Source organism: Kribbella sp. NPDC048837, from assembly GCF_055586945.1.
Window position 1 is genome coordinate 306,877 of record NZ_JBVJHF010000002.1, and the last position, 19,485, is coordinate 326,361.

The following is a 19,485-nucleotide window of genomic DNA, read 5'->3' on the forward strand; positions in this document are numbered from 1 at the left end:
GATGACGGTGACGCGTTCGATCCGCGAGCACCTGCCGGCGCCGTTGGCCCGGACCGCGGGAGCGGTCCGGCGGCGTCTGCGCGGCTTGCGGTACTCGTACGCGCAACTGCCGGCGTTCCCGCCGGCAGCGACGACCCCGGTGCGGATGCTGGTCGGCCCGACCAACTCCGCCGGTCAGGGCCACGCCTGGTCCCGGGCGGCCCGCACGATCGACGGGGTCAGCGCCGTCTCGTTCGCCCTGCACCGCAAGGGCCAGTTCCAGTTCACCGACGACTACGGCGTCGACCTGGCCTGGTTCGGCCAGCCCCGCTGGCAGCGCGCCCAGGAGCAGTACGTCCTGGGCTCGTACTCCCACGTGATGGTCGAGTCGCTGCGCCCGCTGTTCGGCGCCCGCGGCTACCCCGACGCCGAGGCCGACATCGCCACCCTGCGCGATGCCGGCATCAACGTGTCGCTGCTCTTCCACGGTTCCGACATCCGCCTGCCCAGCCGGCACGCGAAGCGCGAGCGCTGGTCGCCGTTCACCCCGGGTGACGAGCTGACCGAGCGCCTGGAGAAGCAGGCCCGCCGGCACGCCGAGCTGGTCGACAGCCTCGGCCTGCCGGTCTTCGTGTCCACGGTCGATCTGCTGGACGACGTACCGAACGCACAGTGGCTGCCGGTCGCGATCGACCCGGCCCCCTGGCAGCAGGCCGCGCGTCCGCTGTTCGCCGGCGAGAAGCCCGTCGTCGCGCATGTCCCGTCGAACGCGAAACTCAAGGGCACGGAGGAGATCGACGTCGTCCTGACCGGTCTGCACCAGAGTGGCGAGATCGAGTACCGGCGGATCACCGGCGTACCCAATCACCAGATGCCGAGGGTGATCGGGGACGCCGACATCGTTGTCGACCAACTCCGGATCGGCCTGTACGGCGTGGCGGCGGCCGAAGCACTGGCCGCCGGGCGGATCGTCGTTTCATACGTCGGTGACGGCGTGCGCCACCGGGTGCGTAGTCTGACGGGGCGAGAGGTGCCGATCGTGGAGGCGGATCCCGACACCCTGGGTGATGTCGTCACCGGCCTGATCGCCGATCGTGACGCCGCCGCCGAGCGGGCGGCCGCCGGCCCCGGCTACGTGGCGGAGCTGCACGACGGACGCCGCTCGGCCGAAGCACTCACCAGCTGGCTCATTTCGAAGGAGATCTTGTGACGGCCCGCATCGCGCCCTCCGCCGACGTCGACGACAGCGCCCAGATCGGCGACGGTTCGTCGGTCTGGCACCTGGCCCAGATCCGCGAGAACGCGGTCCTCGGCGAGAACTGCATCGTCGGTCGCGGCGCCTATGTCGGGACCGGGGTCCGGATGGGCAACAACTGCAAGATCCAGAACTACGCGCTGGTCTACGAGCCCGCGTCGCTCGAGGACGGCGTGTTCATCGGCCCGGCCGTGGTGCTCACCAACGACTACTTCCCCCGCGCGGTCAACCCGGACGGGACGCCGAAGAGCGGCCACGACTGGGAACCGGTCGGGGTGACCATGAAGGAAGGCTGCTCGCTGGGTGCGCGCAGCGTCTGCGTGGCACCGGTCACCATCGGCCGCTGGGCCACCGTCGCCGCGGGTGCCGTGGTGACCAAGGACGTGCCAGACTTCGCGCTGGTCGCCGGGGTCCCGGCTCGTCGGCTCAAGTGGGTCGGCAAGGCCGGAGTCCCGTTGCTCGACGTCGGGAACGGCGAGTGGAAGTGCCCGAACACGGGCGAGACGTACATCGAAACCGACGGACGGCTGCGGCCGGCCGGTGAAGACATGGAGGAGAACTGATGGTGCAGCCGATTCCGGCCGCGAAGCCGATCATCGGGAAGGAGGAGCGCGAGGCCGTCGACCGGGTGATGCAGTCCGGGATGCTGGCCCAGGGCCCCGAGGTGGCGGCGTTCGAGCAGGAGTTCGGCGCAGCGCTGGTCTCCGGCCGGGCGTGCGTCGCGACGAACTCGGGCACGTCGGGTCTCCACCTCGGCCTGCTGGCCGCGGGCGTCGGACCGGGTGACGAGGTCATCGTCCCGTCCTTCACCTTCGCCGCGACCGCCAACAGCGTCGCGCTGACCGGCGCCACCCCGGTGTTCGCCGACATCGAGCCGACGTACTTCTGCCTGGACCCGGCCGCGGTCGAGGCCGCGATCACCGAGAAGACCAAGGCCGTCATGCCGGTGCACCTGTTCGGTCACCCGGCCAACATGACCGCCCTGCAGGCGATCGCCGACAAGCACGGCATCGCGATCTACGAGGACGCGGCCCAGGCGCACGGCGCGACCTGGAACGGCGCCCCGGTCGGCACCTTCGGCGACTTCGCCATGTTCAGCCTCTACCCGACCAAGAACATGACGTCCGGCGAGGGCGGCATGAACTCGGTCGCCAACGCCGACCTCGAGCGCCGGATGCGGCTGTTCCGCAACCAGGGCATGCTCAAGCAGTACGAGAACGAGGTCGTCGGCCTGAACAACCGGATGACCGACCTGCACGCCGCCATCGGCCGGGTGCAGCTGACCAAGGTCGGCGGCTGGACCAAGCAGCGGCAGGAGAACGCGGCCTTCCTGGACGCGAACCTGCAGGGTGTCGGAGTCCCGGCGGTGGCCGCCGAGGCGACCCACGTGTACCACCAGTACACGATCCGCGTGACCGACGACCGCGACGGCTTCGCGAACGCGCTGCGGACCGAGTACGGCGTCGGCTGCGGCGTGTACTACCCGATCCCGAACCACCGGCTGCCCTCGTTCCAGCGCGAGCTGGACCTGCCGGAGACCGAGAAGGCCGCGGCCGAGGTGCTCTCGCTGCCGGTCCACCCCTCGCTGTCCGAGGACGACCTGAACCGGATCGTGGCCGCGGTGAACACCGTGGCGAAGGCTGGTGCGTGAGATGGCGAACCTGAAGGCGGGCCTGATCGGCCTCGGCATGATGGGCCGTCACCACGCCCGCGTGCTGGCCTCCCTCGACGGCGTCGACCTGGTCGCCGTCGCCGACCCGGGCGGTGACAAGTTCGGTGTGGCCGGCGGTCGCCCGGTGCACGAGACCATCGAGCAGCTGATCGCCGAGGGCATCGACTACTGCATGGTCGCGGTCCCGACCCAGTACCACGCCGAGATCGCGAAGACGCTGGCCGAGGCCGGCGTCCACGCGATGATCGAGAAGCCGCTGGCCGGTTCCTCGTCCGAGGCGACCGAGATCGCCAAGGCGTTCGAGGCGGCCGGGCTGGTCGGCGCGGTCGGTCACATCGAGCGGTACAACCCGGCGCTGCAGGCGCTGCGGGTGCGCCTCGAGGCCGGCGAGCTGGGCGACATCTACCAGATCACCACGCGTCGCCAGGGCCCGTTCCCGGCCCGGATCGCCGACGTCGGCGTGGTGCTCGACCTGGCCACCCACGACATCGACCTGACCGCCTGGGTGACCCAGTCGCCGTTCGTCTCGGTCTCCGCGCAGAGCGCGCACAAGTCCGGTCGCCAGTACGAGGACCTGATCGCCGTCACCGGCAAGCTGGCCGACGGCACCGTGACCAGCCACCTGGTCAACTGGCTGTCCCCGATGAAGGAGCGGCTCACCGTCGTCACCGGTGAGAAGGGCGCCTTCATCGCCGACACGCTGACGGCCGACCTGTCCTTCCACGCCAATGGCACGGTCGCCACCGCCTGGGACGACGTCGCGCACTTCCGCGGCGTCAGCGAGGGTGACATGATCCGGTACGCGATCAGCAAGCCGGAGCCGCTCCGCACCGAGCACGAGGCGTTCCGTGACGCCGTGCTGGGCAAGGAAGCCGACATCGTCACGCTGCAGCAGGGCCTGACCACCGTCGCGGTGGCCGAGGCCGTGATCCAGTCGGCGGCCGAGGATCGCACCATCAAGGTCGCGAGCGGGGAGTCCGCGCAGTCATGAAGGTCCTGAGTGTCGTCGGGGCACGTCCGCAGTTCGTGAAGCTGGCGCCGGTGGCGGAGGCGTTCGCCGCCACCGAGCACCAGCACGTGATCGTGCACACCGGCCAGCACTACGACAAGAACATGTCCGACGTGTTCTTCGCCGACCTGCGCATCCCGGACCCGGACGTCCACCTGGGCGTCGGGTCCGGCAGCCACGGGGTCCAGACCGGCGCGATGCTGGCCGCGATGGACGCCGTCCTGGACGAGCACCAGCCAGACTGGGTGCTCGTGTACGGCGACACCAACTCGACGCTGGCCGGGACGCTGTCGGCGGTGAAGATGCACCTGCCGGTGGCGCACCTGGAGGCCGGGCTGCGGTCGTTCAACCGGCGGATGCCGGAGGAGCACAACCGGGTCCTGACCGACCACGCGGCCGACCTGCTGCTGGCCCCCACCCAGGTGGCGATGGACCACCTGGCCAACGAGGGCCTGACGGACAAGTCCCGGCTGGTCGGCGACGTCATGACCGACGTCTGCTTCCGGGTCCGCGACGCGGTCGAGGACAAGCCGCTGGACCTCCCGTTCAAGCAGGGTGAGTACGTCGTCTCGACGATCCACCGGGCAGAGAACACCGACGACCCGGAGCGGCTGGCCGGAATCGTCGAAGGGCTGGCCGCGGCCGGTTCGCCGGTCCTGCTGCTGGCGCACCCGCGACTGGTCGCCAAGTGCGCCCAGCACGGCATCAAGCTGGAGCGTCCGGACGGTTCGCTGCACGTTCGCGAGCCGCTGGCCTACCCGGAGATGGTCGCGGCCGTGCTCGGCTCGGCCGGTGTGGTGACCGACTCCGGTGGTCTGCAGAAGGAAGCCTTCCTGCTCGGCCGGGTGTGCACGACGCTGCGCACCGAGACCGAGTGGGTGGAGACGCTGGAGGACGGCTGGAACGTCCTCACGTCCGATGTGAGCAAGCTGCCCGAGCTGGCCGCCCGGCCGGCTCCCGCGGGGGACCGCCCGATGCCCTATGGCGATGGCCAGGCCGCCGGCCGCGTCGTCGCCGCCCTAGCGGAGTAACCACATGACGAAGGCCGCCGAAGAAGACCAGACGCAGCCGCCGACCCAGGAAGCCCCTGGGTCGGCGGTCGCCGCGCCGACGGCGACGGACACTCCGCCGCCAGGCGCGCCGGTCAGTGCGTTCCCGGGCAATTCGGGGCCGCCACCGGCGGACTCGCGCAAGCGGCTGCCTCGGGTGGAGTCGCTCACCGGCCTGCGCTGGTGGGCGGCCTTCTTCGTGTTCTGCCACCACATGACCAACCTGGCGCCGCTGCCGATCTACGACTTCCTGAAGTACGGCACCTCCGGGGTGACGTTCTTCTTCGTGCTGTCCGGGTTCGTGCTGACCTGGTCGGCGCAGCCGGGGACCAAGATCCGCACCTTCTACCGGCGCCGGTTCGCCCGGATCTTCCCGCTGTACTTCCTGACCCTGGTCGCGGCGTTCTTCGTCTTCTACCGGGTCGACCCGCCGGCCGGGATGTCCTGGATCAAGCCGATCTCGGTCACCGTGCTGGTGCTGTCGCTGTTCCTGCTGCACGGCTGGTCGAACAACCCGACCGTTCTGTACGGCGGCAACCCGGCGGGCTGGACGCTGTCGGTGGAAGCGTTCTTCTACGCGTACTTCCCGTTCGTCTGGCGGGCCACGCGGAGGCTGAAGACGGCCGGTGGCCTGATCCTGTGTGTCGCGGTGATCGTGCTCGGCTCGGCTTATCGACTGGCCTTGTTCCATTACAAGGACGTCGTGCCGGTGCTACCACAACCGATCCTGCACTCGGTCGCGTTCCTGTTCGGGATCGGCCTGGCGATCGCGCTGCGGACCGGCTGGAAGCCGCGGATCCCGGTGTCGTTCGCGTTCCTGGTCACCATCGGCGGTCTGCTGCTGCTGTGGTACTCCGGCGCGCACCCGGCCAAGGTGCCGTTCGCGATCACCATGGGCCTGTGCCAGAAGGAAGTCCTCACGCTGCTGTACGGCTTCCTGATCCTGGCGGTCGCGGCCCGCGACACCCGCGGCGGCCGCTCGCTGCTGCGCAGCAAGCCGTTGGTCGCCCTCGGCCAGTGGTCGTACGCGTTCTACCTGATCCACGCGACCATCCTGTATGCGATCAAGGAGTACCACGGTGTGGCCGGGCCGATCGGCTGGTCCAACCTGACCTGGTACGCCGGTGTCCTGCTCATCTCGATCTTCGCCTCGTGGCTGCTCTACAAGTTCGTCGAGCACCCGCTGGAACGGAAGCTCCGAGGCCCCCGATGAAGAATCACTACCTAGTGGAGTTCCTGTGCGTGTCAGTGTTGTTGCCTTAGGCAAGATCGGACTGCCGTTGGCGGTCCAGTTCGCGGCCAAGGGTCATCAGGTCGTCGGTGTCGACATCAACGAGAAGTTCGTCGAGCTGGTCAACGCCGGCCAGGAGCCGTTCCCGGGTGAGGCCCACCTGGGCGAGCTGCTCGCCGAGACCGTCGGCGACGGCCGGCTGCGGGCGACCACGGACTACGCCGACGCCATCCCCGGCAGCGACGCGGTCGTCGTGGTCGTGCCGCTGTTCGTCGACGAGACGACCGGCGAGCCCGAGTTCGGCTGGATGGAGAACGCGACCCGTTCGCTGGCCGAGCACCTCAGCCCCGGCACCCTGGTCAGCTACGAGACCACCCTGCCGGTCGGCACCACCCGGAACCGGTGGAAGCCGATGATCGAGGAGATCTCCGGGCTGACCGAGGGCCAGGACTTCCACCTGGTGTTCTCGCCGGAGCGGGTGCTCACCGGCCGCGTCTTCGCGGACCTGCGCAAGTACCCGAAGCTGGTCGGCGGTCTGTCCGAGGAGGGCGCCAAGCGCGCCACCGCGTTCTACGAGGCCGTGCTCGACTTCGACGAGCGCCCGGACCTGGAGCGCGGCAACGGCGTCTGGGACCTGGGCTCGGCCGAGGCGGCCGAGCTGGCGAAGCTTGCCGAGACCACCTACCGCGACGTCAACATCGGCCTGGCGAACCAGTTCGCCCGGTTCGCCGGCCAGAACGGCATCGACGTCCACCAGGTCATCGAGGCCTCGAACTCGCAGCCCTACAGCCACATCCACCGGCCCGGTATCGCGGTCGGCGGGCACTGCATCCCGGTCTACCCGCGGCTCTACCTGTGGACCGACCCGGAGGCCACCGTCGTCCGGGCCGCCCGCGAGGCGAACCTGGGCATGCCGGACTACACCGTCGGCCTGCTCGAGGGCGCGTACGGCGAGCTGACCGGAGCCAAGGTGGTCGTGCTCGGCGCGGCGTACCGTGGTGGCGTCAAGGAGACGGCGTTCTCCGGGGTCTTCCCGGCCGTGGAGGCGCTGAAGGCCCGTGGTGCGGAGGTGTCCGTGCACGACCCGCTGTACACCGACGAGGAGCTCCAGCAGCTCGGCTTCACGCCGTACGCGCTGGGCACGCCGGTGGACGCGGCCGTGCTGCAGGCGGACCACCCGGAGTACGCGCAGCTGAGCCCGGCCGAGCTGCCGGGTGTGCAGGTGCTCGTCGACGGCCGTGACCGCACCGACCCGGCTCGCTGGGCGGGCGTGCGCCGGATTGTGATCGGAAGGTCGGTCAGCCAGTGACACATGCCGACCTGCGGGTCGTGATGATGGTCGCGAACGACGTCACCAACGACAGTAGGGTCCGCAAAGAGGCCGCCGCACTGGCCGAGACCGGAGCAGAGGTCACTGTGCTCGGGGTCTCGGCCAGCGGCCTGCCGTCGAGGGAGATGCTCGACGGTGCGCTGATCGTGAGGGTGGCGGTGCCGTTCGCCCTCCGGGAGGAGCGGAAGCGCAGCCGCACGGCCCGCCGGGACTGGCGGCCGCCGTTGGTGGGGTTCAAGCACAGGTCCACGTACGTCGCCCGCAGCCAGCGGATCCAGGCCGAGCTCAAGGAGCTGAAGGCCGACTCCGGGCACGCCATCGTGCGCGCCAAGGCCGGCCAGGGCAATCCGCTCAAGTTCAAGCTCGGCGTCGCCACCCGGCTGCTGCGCCGGTCGCGCTGGCAGGCCGCGAAGAAGGCGACCTGGGTGCGCAAGGGCGTCGGCAACAAGGCCGACGGACCGTTCAAGTTCGGCTGGCGCGCGTACGACGGGGTGATCCACCGGCTGGGCTGGCCGGCCCCGTGGCGCAAGCTGCACCCGGAGGCGCTGGACCTCGAGATCGCCTTCGGCGACCTGATCGACCGCCTCGAGCCCGATGTCGTGCACGCGCACGACATGCACGTGATCGGCGTCGCCACCCGCGCCGCCGGCCGGGCGAAGCTGCGCGGCAAGGACCTCAAGGTCGTGTACGACGCGCACGAGTACGTCGCCGGCCTGTCCCGGTACGGCGCGCGCACCCGGCGCTCGATCGCGGCCTGGGCCAACCACGAGGCCGAGTACATCAATGACGCGGACCGGGTGATCACCGTCAGCCCGGCGATCGCGCAGCGGCTGCGGCGCGAGCACAAGCTCGACCACGAGCCCGTCGTGATCATGAACACGCCGAACCCGGCGGACGTGTCGGTCGAGGTGGCCGACATCCGCAGCCGGCTCCGCCTGGCCGCCGGCGTACCGCTGCTGGTCTACAGCGGTGGTGTGACGCGGGCGCGTGGCATCCACACCGCCGTGCAGGCGCTGGTCGACCTGCCGGACGCGCACCTGGCCGTCGTGTGCGTGCCGGGAATCGGTACGGACGCCGTCCGGGAGCTGCAGGAGCAGGCCTCGGCGCTCGAGGTGCAGGACCGGTTGCACTGCCTGGACCCGGTGAAGCCGAACGAGGTGGTCGCGTTCCTGCGGACCGCGGACGTCGGGCTGATCCCGATCCTGCGGTACCCGAGCCACGAGATGTCCCTGCCCAACAAGCTGTTCGAGTACGCGTTCGCCGGGCTGCCGGTGGTGGTCTCCGACATGCCGAGCATGAAGGAGTTCGTCGACCGGACCCGGATCGGCGAGGTGTTCGTCGCCGCGGACGCGCACGACCTCGCGTCGAAGGTGCGCACGGTCCTCGGTGACCTCGACACCTATCGCGAGCGGGTCGCGGACCCCGGGTACCAGCAGGAAGTGTCCTGGTCCGGCCAGGCCGAGAAGCTTCGCGGCCTGTACGGCGAACTGGTCGGCCGGCAGCTCGAGATCGTCCAGCCAGGTGGCCGCGCGATCAAGAAGCAGCGCCGGTTGCTGCTCGGTCCGGTCAACAGCGCCGGCCAGGCCTGGCTGTGGGCGACCGCGCTCGAGCGTGAGGTCCCGGATCTCAAGGCCGAGTCGCTGACCACGGGCAGCGGTGCGTTCGACTTCCGCGTGCACCGCACCGGGACCTACCGGCAGTACCGGTCGGACCTGCGCTGGCAGCTGGAGCTGACGGCGTACGCGTTGCGCGAGGTCACCCATGTGCTGTTCGAGGCCGGCCGGCCGATGTTCGGCCAGCAGCGCGGGCAGATGTGGACCAACGACGTACCGATGCTGGACTCGGCGGGGATCAGGCACGGCCTGGTCTTCCACGGTTCGGAGATCCGCGACCCGGCGGTGCACCGGGCGCGGTACCAGTGGTCGCCGTTCCGCAACCAGGACGACGAGCTGACGTCCCGGCTGCAGTCCGCGAACGACCTGATGCGCAAGCACCTGGAGGACTACGAAGGCCCGATCTTCGTCACCACGCCGGATCTGCTGGAGTTCGTCGACAACGGCATCTGGCTGCCGCTGACCGTGGACGTCGCGGAGTTCGGGTCGACCCAGCCGGTGCTCGAGCGGGAGATCCCGGTGGTGCTGCACGCACCGTCGGCGAGCGCTCTGAAGGGTTCGGCGTACGTCGATCCCGTGCTGACGGACCTGGACGCGCGGGGCCTGATCGAGTACCAGCGGGTCCAGGGCGTCCCGCACTCCGAGCTCGCCGAGATGGTGAAGAGCGCGGACATCGTGGTCGACCAGCTGCTGCTCGGCTCGTACGGCGTCTTCGCCTGCGAGGCGATGGCGGCCGGCCGGGTCACCGTCGGGCACATCGCGGACCCGGTCCGCGACCTGCTCCCGACCGACCTGCCGATCGCGGAGGCGACGCCGGACGACCTGTCCGAGGTGATCGAGCGGCTGGTCGCCGAGCGCGACACGGCCCGCAAGATCGCCGACGCGGGACCGTCGTACGTCCGGGACCTGCATGACGGGCGCCGGTCGGTCGAGGTGCTGGTTCCCTTTATCAACAACGAGCTCGGCGGCAGGTAGTGCGGATTCTGATGATCGCGCAGTCCCCGATCGCCGGGGACTCGCGGATCCTGCGGGAGGCGACGGCTCTGACCGCGGCCGGTCACACGATTCACGTGATCGGCCGGGACGTCCCGGACGGCTTCGAGGTCGGTCCGGGCGTCACGGTCGAGTCGGTCTCCCGCTCGGCCGGGCTGCGGACGGGCAACGGTGGACTCGCGGTCGGGCACGGCCGGAACGGGCCGAAGGTGCTGGTCCAGCGGTTCGGCCGGTGGCTGCTGCTGCCGGAGCACCGCAACCGGACCGAGAAGCTGTGGCGGATCGCGGCGGCGCCCCGGGTGGCCGCCGCGGGGCCGTTCGACGTCGTGCACGCGCATGACTTCAACACGTTGGAGCTCGCCGCGGAGTACGCCGGGAAGTGGTCGGCGGCCCTGGTGTACGACACCCATGAGCTGTGGTTCGACCGTGCGCTGCCGGGGCGGCCGACGCCGTTGTGGCGGGTGCGCGGGCGTCGGTTCGAGGTGTCGCTGGCGTCGAAGGCGCGGTTCGTGATCACGGTGTCTGACGGGATCGCGGCCCGGTTGCGGTCACGGGGGTTGCCGGACGTGCGCGTCGTACGCAACACGTTCCCGCGGCCTACCGCCGTACCGCCTGCGCCGGATCGGCCGGAAGGTCTCCTGTACGCCGGTCGCGTGGGCGCCGGCCGGGACCTGCCGACCGTGGTCGAGGCCGCCCGTCAGTTGGCACCGTTCCGCACAGTGCTGATGGGCTCGGTGGACCCGAACTACCGGCTGGACCTGGGCCCGGTCGAGACCGTCGCCGAACGCTCGATCGACGAGGTCGACGACACACTCCGCTCGTACGGCATCTCGCTCGTCACGCTGACGAACACCTGCGAGAACCACCGCCTGGCGCTCCCCAACAAGCTCTTCCACGCCGTCCGCGCCGGGGTCCCGGTGGTCGCCGCCGACCTCCCCGAGATGCGCGCGGTAGTCACCCAGCACAAACTCGGCACGCTGTACGAGCCCGGCAACCCCCGGTCCCTCACCGCAGCCGTCCGTTCCTTGATCGAGAACTACACCGTCTACGCCGACGGCGTCCGCGCGGCAGCCGCAGACCTCAACTGGGAAAGGGATTCCGCCACCCTGGTGGCCGCCTACTCCGAGCTCACTGGTTGACGCCGACCCGTCCGCAACTTTCTGTGTCCGGCCCGTATCGAGTTCTGTGGAGACGACCACGACTCGGAGGGGACTGGGGATATGAACCTACGGATGGCGGCCTGGGCCGGGAGCGCGGTGCTGGCGGTGGCAGCGCTGGCGCCGACGGCGGCGTACGCACAAGGACCGAACCCGACGGGCCCGGGGGCCACGGTGCCGGGGACGAACAAGAAGATCACCGCCGCGGCGGCCGCGGCGTGCTTCGTCTGGCAGGGCTCGGTGACGGCCACCGGGCAGCACGGCTTCGCGGACCCGACCGCGACCACGCCGCCGACGATGCCGAACCAGTGGGCGACGGACGGCGTGTTCCCGCCCGGCCAGATCCGGCTCAGCGCACGGACCACGATCGAGCCGAACATCGCCGGCACCGACCGCTACGGGTACGTCGTGGCCGGGGACAGCCTGTACTACAGCAGCTACTCGGTCGACGGGGTCGGCGACATCGACCCGTCGAACCCGCCCGCGCTGACCCGGGTCGGCGGTGGCTGGAGCAAGTTCACCTTCCTGGAGACCTCGTACTACGAGAGCCCGGACGGCCAGAAGCCGAAGGTCTACCACTCCAACTCCTACGCCCTGCGCAACGACGGCGTGCTGTTCCGCTGGAACCTGGACGGTGCCGGCTGGAAGGCCACCGGCTCGTACGCCGGGTTCGCGGCAGTGAAGACGATGACGCTGATCGCGAAGACCAGGACCTATGACACGTTCCTGGCGAACACCCGCGGCGGTGCGCTCTACACGATCAGGATCCCGCTGACGTCGCCGTTGAAGCCGATCGTCAAGCAGGTCCGCACCCGCACCTGGCAGGGCTTCGAGACGCTGTCGGCGATGGGCTGCGGCCAGTACGGCTCACTGCTGCTCGGCATCGACAAGGACACCAAGAAGGGCTACCTGTACGCCGTCGGCCACGCGAACGGCCTGTCCACGGTGATCCAGTCCCGCGGCGAGGTCCCGGGCACGTTCGACGACCCGGTCGACTTCCGCTGGGTCACGATTCCCGTCTACGACGTCGCCAACGGCGACTGAAAGGATCAGCTGATGCTCCGTAAGGCCATCGGCCTGACCGGCGCCGCCGGACTGGCGCTGACGCTCGGCCCAGCCCTTCAGCCGGCCCAGGCAGAGCCCGCGGCGGCGACCGCGGCCTGTGCCCTCGGTCTCGGCTCGTTCAACCAGGACTGGGGTCACACCAGCCGGGTCATCACCGCCACCTCACCTCCGACCGTCGGGCCGGCGCTGCGCACGTCCAACGTCTACAAACCGCCGGTCAGCGTGAACACCCCCACCACGTTCGCGGCCATCCCGATGACGGGCGGCCGGACGAACCGGGTCGGCAAGGTCTCGATCAACGGGTACCTGTACGACAGCTCGTACATCGTCCGGTCCGACGGCTCGCTCGTGTCCGGCTCGTCGACGCTGAAGAAGTACGGCAGCGGCTGGGGCGGGCGCTTCCTCGTCCAGTCGCAGTACCGCGCCTCCGCCACCAGCGCGCCGACCCGGACGACGCTGTACTCCCAGGACATGTACGGCCTGTTCGGGCGGTGGACCGATGTCGGCCAGGGCTTCCGCAACACCGGCCACGTCACCGGGATGAGCACGATGAAGTCGTTCGCGCTGATCGCCACGACCCCGACGTACGACACCTTCCTGGCCAACAACCGAGCCGGCGGGCTCTACACGGTCAAGATCCCGACGAGTGTCCCGCTCAAGCCGATCATCACGCCCGTCCGCACCTCGAGCTGGCAGATCTTCGAGCAGCTCATCGCCGCCCCCTGCGGCAGGACCGGCTCCCTCGTCCTCGCCCTGGACCGGGACACCGGCAACCACTACCTCTACGCCGTAGGCCACGCCAACGGCACGAGCATAGTCATCAAGAACCTCGGCCGGGTCCCACTCCCCGCCGGCGAGTTCTACTACTTCCGCTTCGCCCCAGCCTTCGATCCCCTCACCGGCGCCTGACTCTCCCACTGGCCGGCGTTGCGCAACTCTCGCCTCCGCTCAGGCATCGAACTGAGTGGGGGATCGACTGACGCGCAACGCCGGCCAAGTGAGGGGAGCGAGACATGTGGCGACGAACAATCAGCGCAGGATCTGGGGTCGTCCTGGCTCTGGCGATGCTGAGTCCCACCGCGGAGGCGACCCGGGCAACCGGGACAGGTGCCACCGCCGCGTGTGAGGTCTGGCTCGGATCGGTGAACGCCGCGGGCGCTCACACGTCGAGCAAAGTGGTGGCCACCGCGCCACCGTCGGTTCAGGCACCACTGACGACGCCGGGTGTGTACAGCCCTGGGCAGGTGCGTCTCAGCAGCCGCTTCGCGGTCCAGTCGATCGTCGGCGGTGGCCTGTATCGATTCGCCGGCACGGTGGTCGCTGGGAACGTCCTGTACGTGACCTACTACGACACCACGGCGACCGGCGAGATCGACCTCACCCACCCGAGGGAACTGCTCCATCCCATCGGTGGCGGGTGGTCGCCGTTCACGATCCTGGAGACCGCCAACTACTACCAGGGTGGTGTGCAGAGGATCACCACCTTCGCCCTCCGCAACGACGGCGTGCTCTTCCGCTGGAACAGCGGAGACCTGGTTTGGCGGGTGTCCGGCTCGTACCCCGGGTTCTCAGCGGTCAAGTCGATGGCTCTGATCAGCAAGACCCCGACGTACGACACGTTCCTGGCCAACACCCGCGGTGGCGCGCTGTACACCATCCGCGTTCCCGTTGCAGTGCAGGCGAAGCCCGTCATGACGAGGCTCCGTTCGGCGACCTGGCAGGTCTTCGAGAGCCTGGTCACTGCGAAGTGCGGCCAGTACAGCACTCTCCTGCTGGGCATCGACCGGGACACGAAGGCCGGCTACCTGTACGCCGTCGGGCACGCGAACGGCCCGGCGACGGTGATCAAAGGGCTCGGCAAGGTCACCGGCACCTTCGCGGACCCGGTCTACTTCCGCTGGGCACCGCCTGCCCAGTCCGACATTCTCAACGGTGACTGATCGCCAGCAGGGCTTCCAGGGCGGCCTGCGTTGCTGGGTCGGCTGGGGTGTAGGTGATGACGTGGTGGCCGGGGTCTGGGAGTTGGAGGGACTCGAGGGTGAAGGTCAGGCGGCCGGCTGCCGGGTGGTTGAGGTGCTTCGGGCAGTGGGTGCGGTTCTGGACGTTCTGGGTGGTCCAGAAGCGGTCGAAGTCGGGGCTGGCGGTGCGGAGGTCGTTGACGAGCGCCGCCAGCTCCGCGTCGTCGGCGTACTCGGCTGAGGCGCGGTGGAGGAGGGCGACGGCGTCCTGGGCGACTGTCTCCCAGTCGGCGTAGAACTCACGGGCCGCGGGATCCAGGAAGTAGTGGCGGGCGAGGTTCCGGTTCTCCGGATCCGAGAAGTCGGCGATGACCTGGAGAGCGGCATGGTTCCAGGCCAGAACGTTGCTCAGCCGGTCGACCACGATCGCCGGGATGTCGCGCATCGCGTCGATCATCGCCTTCAACTCCGGGCGTACGGCGGCTCGCGGCGGAACGGCCGGTGGAGCCGCGCAAGCCAACGAACGAAGGTGGTCCCGCTCGGCCTGGTCCATCCGGAGCGCATCGGCGACCGCGGTCAGCACCGCGACAGACGGGTTCCCGGCGCGGCCCTGTTCGAGCCGGATGTAGTAGTCGACGCTGACATTGGCCAGCAGCGCGACCTCTTCCCGGCGCAGCCCCGAGACACGCCGATCGCGACCGGGCTGCAGCCCGACGTCCTGCGGACGCACCTGGGCCCGGCGAGTCTGGAGGAACGATCCCAGCGCACTCACCCGACCAGTATCCCCAGCCCTTCAATGACCTGGGTGGTACTGCCAGACCTACGGTGGAAGCGGATCTTCTCCGGGCCGCCCGTCCGCCGGACCGTGGAGGCATGAATCGCATCGCACTTGTCACCGGCGCCGCCAGCGGAATCGGCGCCGCCATCGCCACTCGTCTCGCCGCGGACGGCGCCTCGGTCGCCCTCCTGGCCCGCCGTCGCGACCGCCTGGAGAAGGTCGCCGGCCAGATCGCCGAGTCCGGCGGTACGGCGCTCGTCGTACCGGCCGATGTCACCGACGAGGGCTCGGTGGCTCGGGCCGCCGCGGAGGTACAGGAACGCTTCGGCGACCTGGATCTCCTGGTCAACAACGCCGGCCTGATGAAGGTGGTCCCGTTCGGGGACGCGCCGGCCGCGGACTGGCGGCGTACGGTCGACGTCAATCTGTCCGGCGTCATCACCGTCACCCACGCGTTCCTGCCGGCGTTGAAGCGGTCGGCGACCACCAGGACGACCGACCTGATCAACGTTTCGTCGATCGCCGCGGACCGGTTCCAGCCGGGGATGGCGGCGTACGGCGCCTCGAAGGCCGGAGTCAGCCACCTCACGCGCGCCCTGCGGACCGAGCTCGCCGGGGAAGGCATCCGGGTCACCAACCTCGAGCCGGGCATGGTCGACGGGACCGAACTCGCCGACGACTTCCCGCCCGAGCTCCAGTCGATGGTCGACGACCTCCGCACCACTCTCCCCGCGGTACCGGCCGCCGAGGTCGCCGACCTGATCGCGTACGTCGTCAGCCGACCACGTGAGGTCAACCTGCCCACCCTGCTCATCCAGCCGTCGCGGGAGCTCTAGACCACGAGTTGCAGCGTGATCGGCGCGACGCCGATCTCGACGCGCTGGCCCCAACTGACCGTCAGGGTGTCGGACTCCATCCCGTCGCCGAAGACGACCAGGTCGGATTCGGCCGTGATCGTCAACGTATCCGGGGATTTCAGCAGTCCCTCGGTGTTGTCGGTCCCGGTCGCCGGTGACGGCCAGGCCTCGCGGACGAACCAGCACAGGGCCGGGTCGGTCGGTGTCGGCAGAGCCAGCGGACTACGCCGTTCCTGCCACGCCGACCGGCACCAGCCCGTCGACCCGGTGCCGGTGCCGACCAGGATCCCCGACGACGACTGCCGTTCCGGCAACCCGTCCGGCGAGCTGAGCCGGTAGCGCGCGGACTGGTGCGAATGGTGGCCGATGTAGACCTCGTTCAGCGCGATCAGCTGCTGCCCGTCATCGGTACTCGCGGCAACCATCGTGCGGGACACCACCCGCGGAACGGCCAGCAGCTCGGTGATCGCGCCCGGTTCGTGCGGCACCAGTACGCCGGGATTCCGGGACGGCTCGGGATTGATCCCGATCACCGGCTGCCCGTCCAGGTACTTGGCCACGTTGGCGACCAGCCCGTCCTGCCCGACCGCGATCACCACGTCCTCCGGCCCGAACCCGAACCGGTCCAGATCGTTGCGCTCGGCAACCGCCCGGCGCCAGTCCAGCGGGATCGCGGCCGAGACGGTGGCGAGCGCGTCCTGCTGGGCCTGGTGCCGCGCGTCGAGCTCGGCCAGGTCCCGCCCGCGCCCGGCCAGGAAGAAGCCGGCCTGCTGCCGGGTCCCGTGCCGGGCGACCAGCTCGGTCAGCTCTGTCGCCCGATGCACGATCACCGCCCGCGGTGGGAGGCTCATGCCGGCTGCCCGGCCGTCAGCTTGGCCAGCAGCGGGGTGATGAGATCCGGCGTCAGGTTCAGCGTGCCGATCTCCGGCAACGCGCCTTCCTTGATCGCCATCGCCAGGATGGTCGCCTGGTCGAGCTCGGCGTACGCGTCGAGCATCGCCTTCTCGGCCGCGGCCGCGGCGGAGCCGATGACCCGCTTGGCGTCGGCCTCCGCCTCGGCCATCGCGCGTTGCCGACCCGCAGCCGCGGCGGTCTCGATCTGCCCGGCGGCAGCGGCCTCCGTGGCGCGGAGCCGCTCGTTCTGACCGCGCTGGTTGACCAGCTGCTCCTCGCGCCGGGCCAGCTCGATCTGGTTCTGCAGCTCGTTCTCCGCGATCGACCGCTCCCGCTCGACCGCCATCGCGCGCCGCTCGTACGTCGCCTTGTCCGCGGCCTGCTGCACCATCTCCCGGGTCGGGGTCTGCAACGCCTTCTCGACATCCCGCTCGGCCCGTACGGCGACCACGCGAACGTCCTCGACCCCGATCCCCAGACCGGTCAGCCGCTGATCCGTCCGCAGGCCGGTGCCGACCGCCTGCCGCAGCGCGGTCATACCCTCCGACAGCGCCTCGGTCAGCGACATCCGGGCCAGCAGGTCCAGCGCCGTCTGCTGCGCCAGCTCGGTCAGCAGGCCGCCGAGCTGCTCCAGCGGAGTGGCGCGCCAGAGCCCGGTCTCCGGGTCGATCCCGAAGTCGAGCCGGCTCGAGGCCAGCGCCGGGTCGGTGACGCGGTAGGTCACGGTCGCCTGCACGGCCACGTCCTGGAAGTCCTGCGTCCGGCCGTGGAACAGCAGCGGCTGCTCGCGGTCGTCGATCGGGATCTCGCTGAGCGACGAGTTCAGCGCGCGGAACCAGAACGCCTGGCCGGCGCCGTCGTGGGCGACCTTGCCGTTGCGCAGGTGCCGCACGTGGGTGGTCGGATTGGCCCGCAGGTGGCTGATGAAGCGGAACCGGGTGATGTCTGCCATCGATCGTTCTCCTCTTTGTCGTCACTTTGACGATAAGGGTCGAGTGACTTCTCGTCAAGATGACGATTAGAGTGGGTCCATGGACTTCGAGCCGCTCGGCCTGGCCACCGATCTGGTCATCCTGACCGTCCGCGACGGCCGGCTCCAGGTGCTGCTGATCCGCCGCGGCATCGCGCCGTACCGGGGCCGCCGGGCGCTGCCGGGTGGGTTCGTCCGGCCGGACGAGGATCTGGAGTCGACCGCGCGCCGCGAGCTCGCGGAGGAGACCGGCCTGTCCTCGGACCGCATCCATCTCGAGCAGGTGGCGACGTACGGCGCTCCCGATCGGGACCCGCGGGGACGGGTGGTCAGCGTCGCCTACCTGGCCCTGGTCCCGGACCTGCCCGCGCCGGTCGCGGGGTCGGACGCGGCGTCGGCGGGCTGGGTCGATGTGGCGGAGGTGCTGGACGACCCAGCGCGGCTCGCGTTCGACCATCACCGGATCCTGACCGACGGGGTCGAGCGGGCCCGGGCCAAGCTCGAGTACTCACCCCTCGCCGCGGCCTTCTGCCCGCCCGAGTTCACCATCTCCGAGCTGCGCGGGGTCTACGAGGCCGTCTGGGGCACGCCTCTCGACCCCCGCAACTTCCATCGCAAGGTCACCAAGACCCCCGGCTTCGTCGAACCGGTCGGCACCACGACCACCCGCGACGGCGGTCGCCCGGCCCAGCTCTTCCGCCGCGGCACCGCCACCACGCTGCACCCCCCGATGACCCGGGGCTGACCTCAGAGCTGCTGCCTGGTCCGCAGGGCGAGGTTCTCGGCGGTGATCAGGTCGGTATGGGTGCCGGGGGAGCCGCAGGCCCAGGCGCCGGCGATCGAGCCGGCCAGGGCGGCGTCGTACCAGTCGACGCCGTCGAGGTAGCGAGCCAGGAAGGCGGCGACATAGGCGTCGCCGGCGCCGTTCGTGTCGACGACCGGGCGGTCGGGGAGGTGGACCGCCGGGAGGTGGCGCGCGGGCTGGTTGCGGACGTGCAGGTAGCTGCCCTGGGCGCCCGACATCGCGACGACGACCTCGGCGCGCCCGTTCGCGAAGATCCAGTCCACCGCGTCGAGCGGCAGCGCGCTGGTGGAGACGAAGACGATGTCGGCCGCGGTCGCGAAGTCCTTGTGGAAGTCGTTCCGCCCGTCCCAGTCGTGCAGGTCGGTCGAGACCGTGCAGCCGGCCGCGATCGCGTCACCGAGCGCGTACCGGGCGAAATCCATGATCGAGACGTGCACATGCTGGGCGTGTACGACGTTCGCCCGCCAGAGATCCGGGTCGACGCGGAGGCCGGCCGGGTGCCGCCCGTCGTACAAGGAGAGCCGCCGGCCGTCCGGGGCGACCAGGTTGACCGACCGGCGGGTGCCGCTGGGGTGGAGGGCGACGTGCAGCGGGAGCCGGAGCTCGTCGTACGTCCAGCGGATCCGGTCGCCCTCGGCGTCCTCGCCGATCACGTCCACCAGGCCGGCGCGCAGCCCGAGCAGGTGGCAGCCGAGCGTGACGCCGTGCCCGGTGTGGCCCAGGTACGACTCGATCGGGCCCACGCCGATCGTGTCGACGTCCTTCAGCGGCAGGCTCGGCACCCGCACGATCGTGTCGATCCCCACTCCACCGATCACCAGCACATCCAGCTCCACCCGTCCCGTCATACCCGACTTTCGGCGGGGATGA

At 70.1% G+C, this 19,485-nt stretch carries 18 protein-coding genes; 14 read left to right on the plus strand and 4 right to left on the minus strand.

The genetic code is table 11. The features are described 5' to 3' along the window. The first annotated feature begins 1 nt into the window (after nucleotide 1). From ACZ6O0_RS09415 to ACZ6O0_RS09470, 12 genes are all read left to right on the plus strand, one after another. The gene (locus ACZ6O0_RS09415; RefSeq protein WP_465764370.1) at nucleotides 2-1,189 is read left to right on the plus strand and encodes a hypothetical protein; all 1,188 of its coding nucleotides are present in this window, start codon (nucleotides 2-4) and stop codon (nucleotides 1,187-1,189) included. Further along, a complete protein-coding gene (locus ACZ6O0_RS09420) occupies nucleotides 1,186-1,797 on the plus strand; it encodes an acyltransferase (RefSeq protein WP_465764371.1) in 612 nt (203 codons plus the stop codon). Before ACZ6O0_RS09415 ends, ACZ6O0_RS09420 begins: the two co-directional genes overlap by 4 nt. Beyond that, on the plus strand, nucleotides 1,794-2,885 hold the full coding sequence (locus ACZ6O0_RS09425; protein ID WP_465765574.1) for a DegT/DnrJ/EryC1/StrS family aminotransferase: 1,092 nt from the start codon (nucleotides 1,794-1,796) through the stop codon (nucleotides 2,883-2,885). Before ACZ6O0_RS09420 ends, ACZ6O0_RS09425 begins: the two co-directional genes overlap by 4 nt. A 1-nt stretch (nucleotide 2,886) precedes the next feature. Further along, complete coding sequence (locus tag ACZ6O0_RS09430; RefSeq protein ID WP_465764372.1) at nucleotides 2,887-3,897, plus strand: Gfo/Idh/MocA family protein; 1,011 nt, start codon at nucleotides 2,887-2,889, stop codon at nucleotides 3,895-3,897. Beyond that, nucleotides 3,894-4,946: a non-hydrolyzing UDP-N-acetylglucosamine 2-epimerase gene (gene wecB / locus ACZ6O0_RS09435; protein WP_465764373.1), complete on the plus strand. Its 1,053-nt coding sequence runs from the start codon at nucleotides 3,894-3,896 to the stop codon at nucleotides 4,944-4,946. Before ACZ6O0_RS09430 ends, wecB begins: the two co-directional genes overlap by 4 nt. A gap of 4 nt (nucleotides 4,947-4,950) precedes the next feature. Further along, nucleotides 4,951-6,177: an acyltransferase family protein gene (locus ACZ6O0_RS09440; protein ID WP_465764374.1), complete on the plus strand. Its 1,227-nt coding sequence runs from the start codon at nucleotides 4,951-4,953 to the stop codon at nucleotides 6,175-6,177. Between the two features lie 25 nt (nucleotides 6,178-6,202). Then, nucleotides 6,203-7,504 (plus strand): nucleotide sugar dehydrogenase, encoded by a 1,302-nt coding sequence (locus ACZ6O0_RS09445; RefSeq protein ID WP_465764375.1) that lies wholly within the window; start codon nucleotides 6,203-6,205, stop codon nucleotides 7,502-7,504. Next, nucleotides 7,501-10,113: a glycosyltransferase family 4 protein gene (locus ACZ6O0_RS09450; RefSeq protein ID WP_465764376.1), complete on the plus strand. Its 2,613-nt coding sequence runs from the start codon at nucleotides 7,501-7,503 to the stop codon at nucleotides 10,111-10,113. The genes ACZ6O0_RS09445 and ACZ6O0_RS09450 overlap by 4 nt, the downstream gene beginning before the upstream one ends. Nucleotides 10,114-10,124: 11 nt before the next feature. Continuing rightward, nucleotides 10,125-11,270 (plus strand): glycosyltransferase, encoded by a 1,146-nt coding sequence (locus ACZ6O0_RS09455; RefSeq protein WP_465764377.1) that lies wholly within the window; start codon nucleotides 10,125-10,127, stop codon nucleotides 11,268-11,270. A gap of 81 nt (nucleotides 11,271-11,351) precedes the next feature. Then, on the plus strand, nucleotides 11,352-12,332 hold the full coding sequence (locus ACZ6O0_RS09460) for a hypothetical protein (RefSeq protein ID WP_465764378.1): 981 nt from the start codon (nucleotides 11,352-11,354) through the stop codon (nucleotides 12,330-12,332). 12 nt (nucleotides 12,333-12,344) lie between these two features. Then, a complete protein-coding gene (locus ACZ6O0_RS09465; RefSeq protein ID WP_465764379.1) occupies nucleotides 12,345-13,262 on the plus strand; it encodes a hypothetical protein in 918 nt (305 codons plus the stop codon). 155 nt (nucleotides 13,263-13,417) lie between these two features. Beyond that, nucleotides 13,418-14,293: a hypothetical protein gene (locus tag ACZ6O0_RS09470; RefSeq protein ID WP_465764380.1), complete on the plus strand. Its 876-nt coding sequence runs from the start codon at nucleotides 13,418-13,420 to the stop codon at nucleotides 14,291-14,293. Here the strand turns inward: ACZ6O0_RS09470 and ACZ6O0_RS09475 are convergent. Further along, complete coding sequence (locus ACZ6O0_RS09475) at nucleotides 14,280-15,083, minus strand: helix-turn-helix transcriptional regulator (protein WP_465764381.1); 804 nt, start codon at nucleotides 15,081-15,083, stop codon at nucleotides 14,280-14,282. The genes ACZ6O0_RS09470 and ACZ6O0_RS09475 overlap by 14 nt on opposite strands. A gap of 101 nt (nucleotides 15,084-15,184) precedes the next feature. Between ACZ6O0_RS09475 and ACZ6O0_RS09480 the strand changes: the two genes are divergently transcribed. Beyond that, the gene (locus tag ACZ6O0_RS09480; protein ID WP_465764382.1) at nucleotides 15,185-15,925 is read left to right on the plus strand and encodes an SDR family oxidoreductase; all 741 of its coding nucleotides are present in this window, start codon (nucleotides 15,185-15,187) and stop codon (nucleotides 15,923-15,925) included. Here the strand turns inward: ACZ6O0_RS09480 and ACZ6O0_RS09485 are convergent. Both ACZ6O0_RS09485 and ACZ6O0_RS09490 read right to left on the minus strand, forming a co-directional pair. After that, the gene (locus tag ACZ6O0_RS09485; RefSeq protein ID WP_465764383.1) at nucleotides 15,922-16,797 is read right to left on the minus strand and encodes an NAD(+)/NADH kinase; all 876 of its coding nucleotides are present in this window, start codon (nucleotides 16,795-16,797) and stop codon (nucleotides 15,922-15,924) included. The genes ACZ6O0_RS09480 and ACZ6O0_RS09485 overlap by 4 nt on opposite strands. After that, nucleotides 16,794-17,792: an SPFH domain-containing protein gene (locus ACZ6O0_RS09490; RefSeq protein ID WP_465764384.1), complete on the minus strand. Its 999-nt coding sequence runs from the start codon at nucleotides 17,790-17,792 to the stop codon at nucleotides 16,794-16,796. The genes ACZ6O0_RS09485 and ACZ6O0_RS09490 overlap by 4 nt, the downstream gene beginning before the upstream one ends. A gap of 79 nt (nucleotides 17,793-17,871) precedes the next feature. Between ACZ6O0_RS09490 and ACZ6O0_RS09495 the strand changes: the two genes are divergently transcribed. Then, nucleotides 17,872-18,555 (plus strand): NUDIX hydrolase, encoded by a 684-nt coding sequence (locus ACZ6O0_RS09495; protein ID WP_465764385.1) that lies wholly within the window; start codon nucleotides 17,872-17,874, stop codon nucleotides 18,553-18,555. Between the two features lie 2 nt (nucleotides 18,556-18,557). Here ACZ6O0_RS09495 and ACZ6O0_RS09500 read toward each other — a convergent pair whose 3' ends face one another. After that, nucleotides 18,558-19,463 carry a carbohydrate kinase family protein gene (locus ACZ6O0_RS09500; protein WP_465764386.1) on the minus strand — a complete coding sequence of 302 codons (906 nt, stop codon included), beginning with the start codon at nucleotides 19,461-19,463 and terminating at the stop codon, nucleotides 18,558-18,560. Nucleotides 19,464-19,485: the final 22 nt, after the last annotated feature.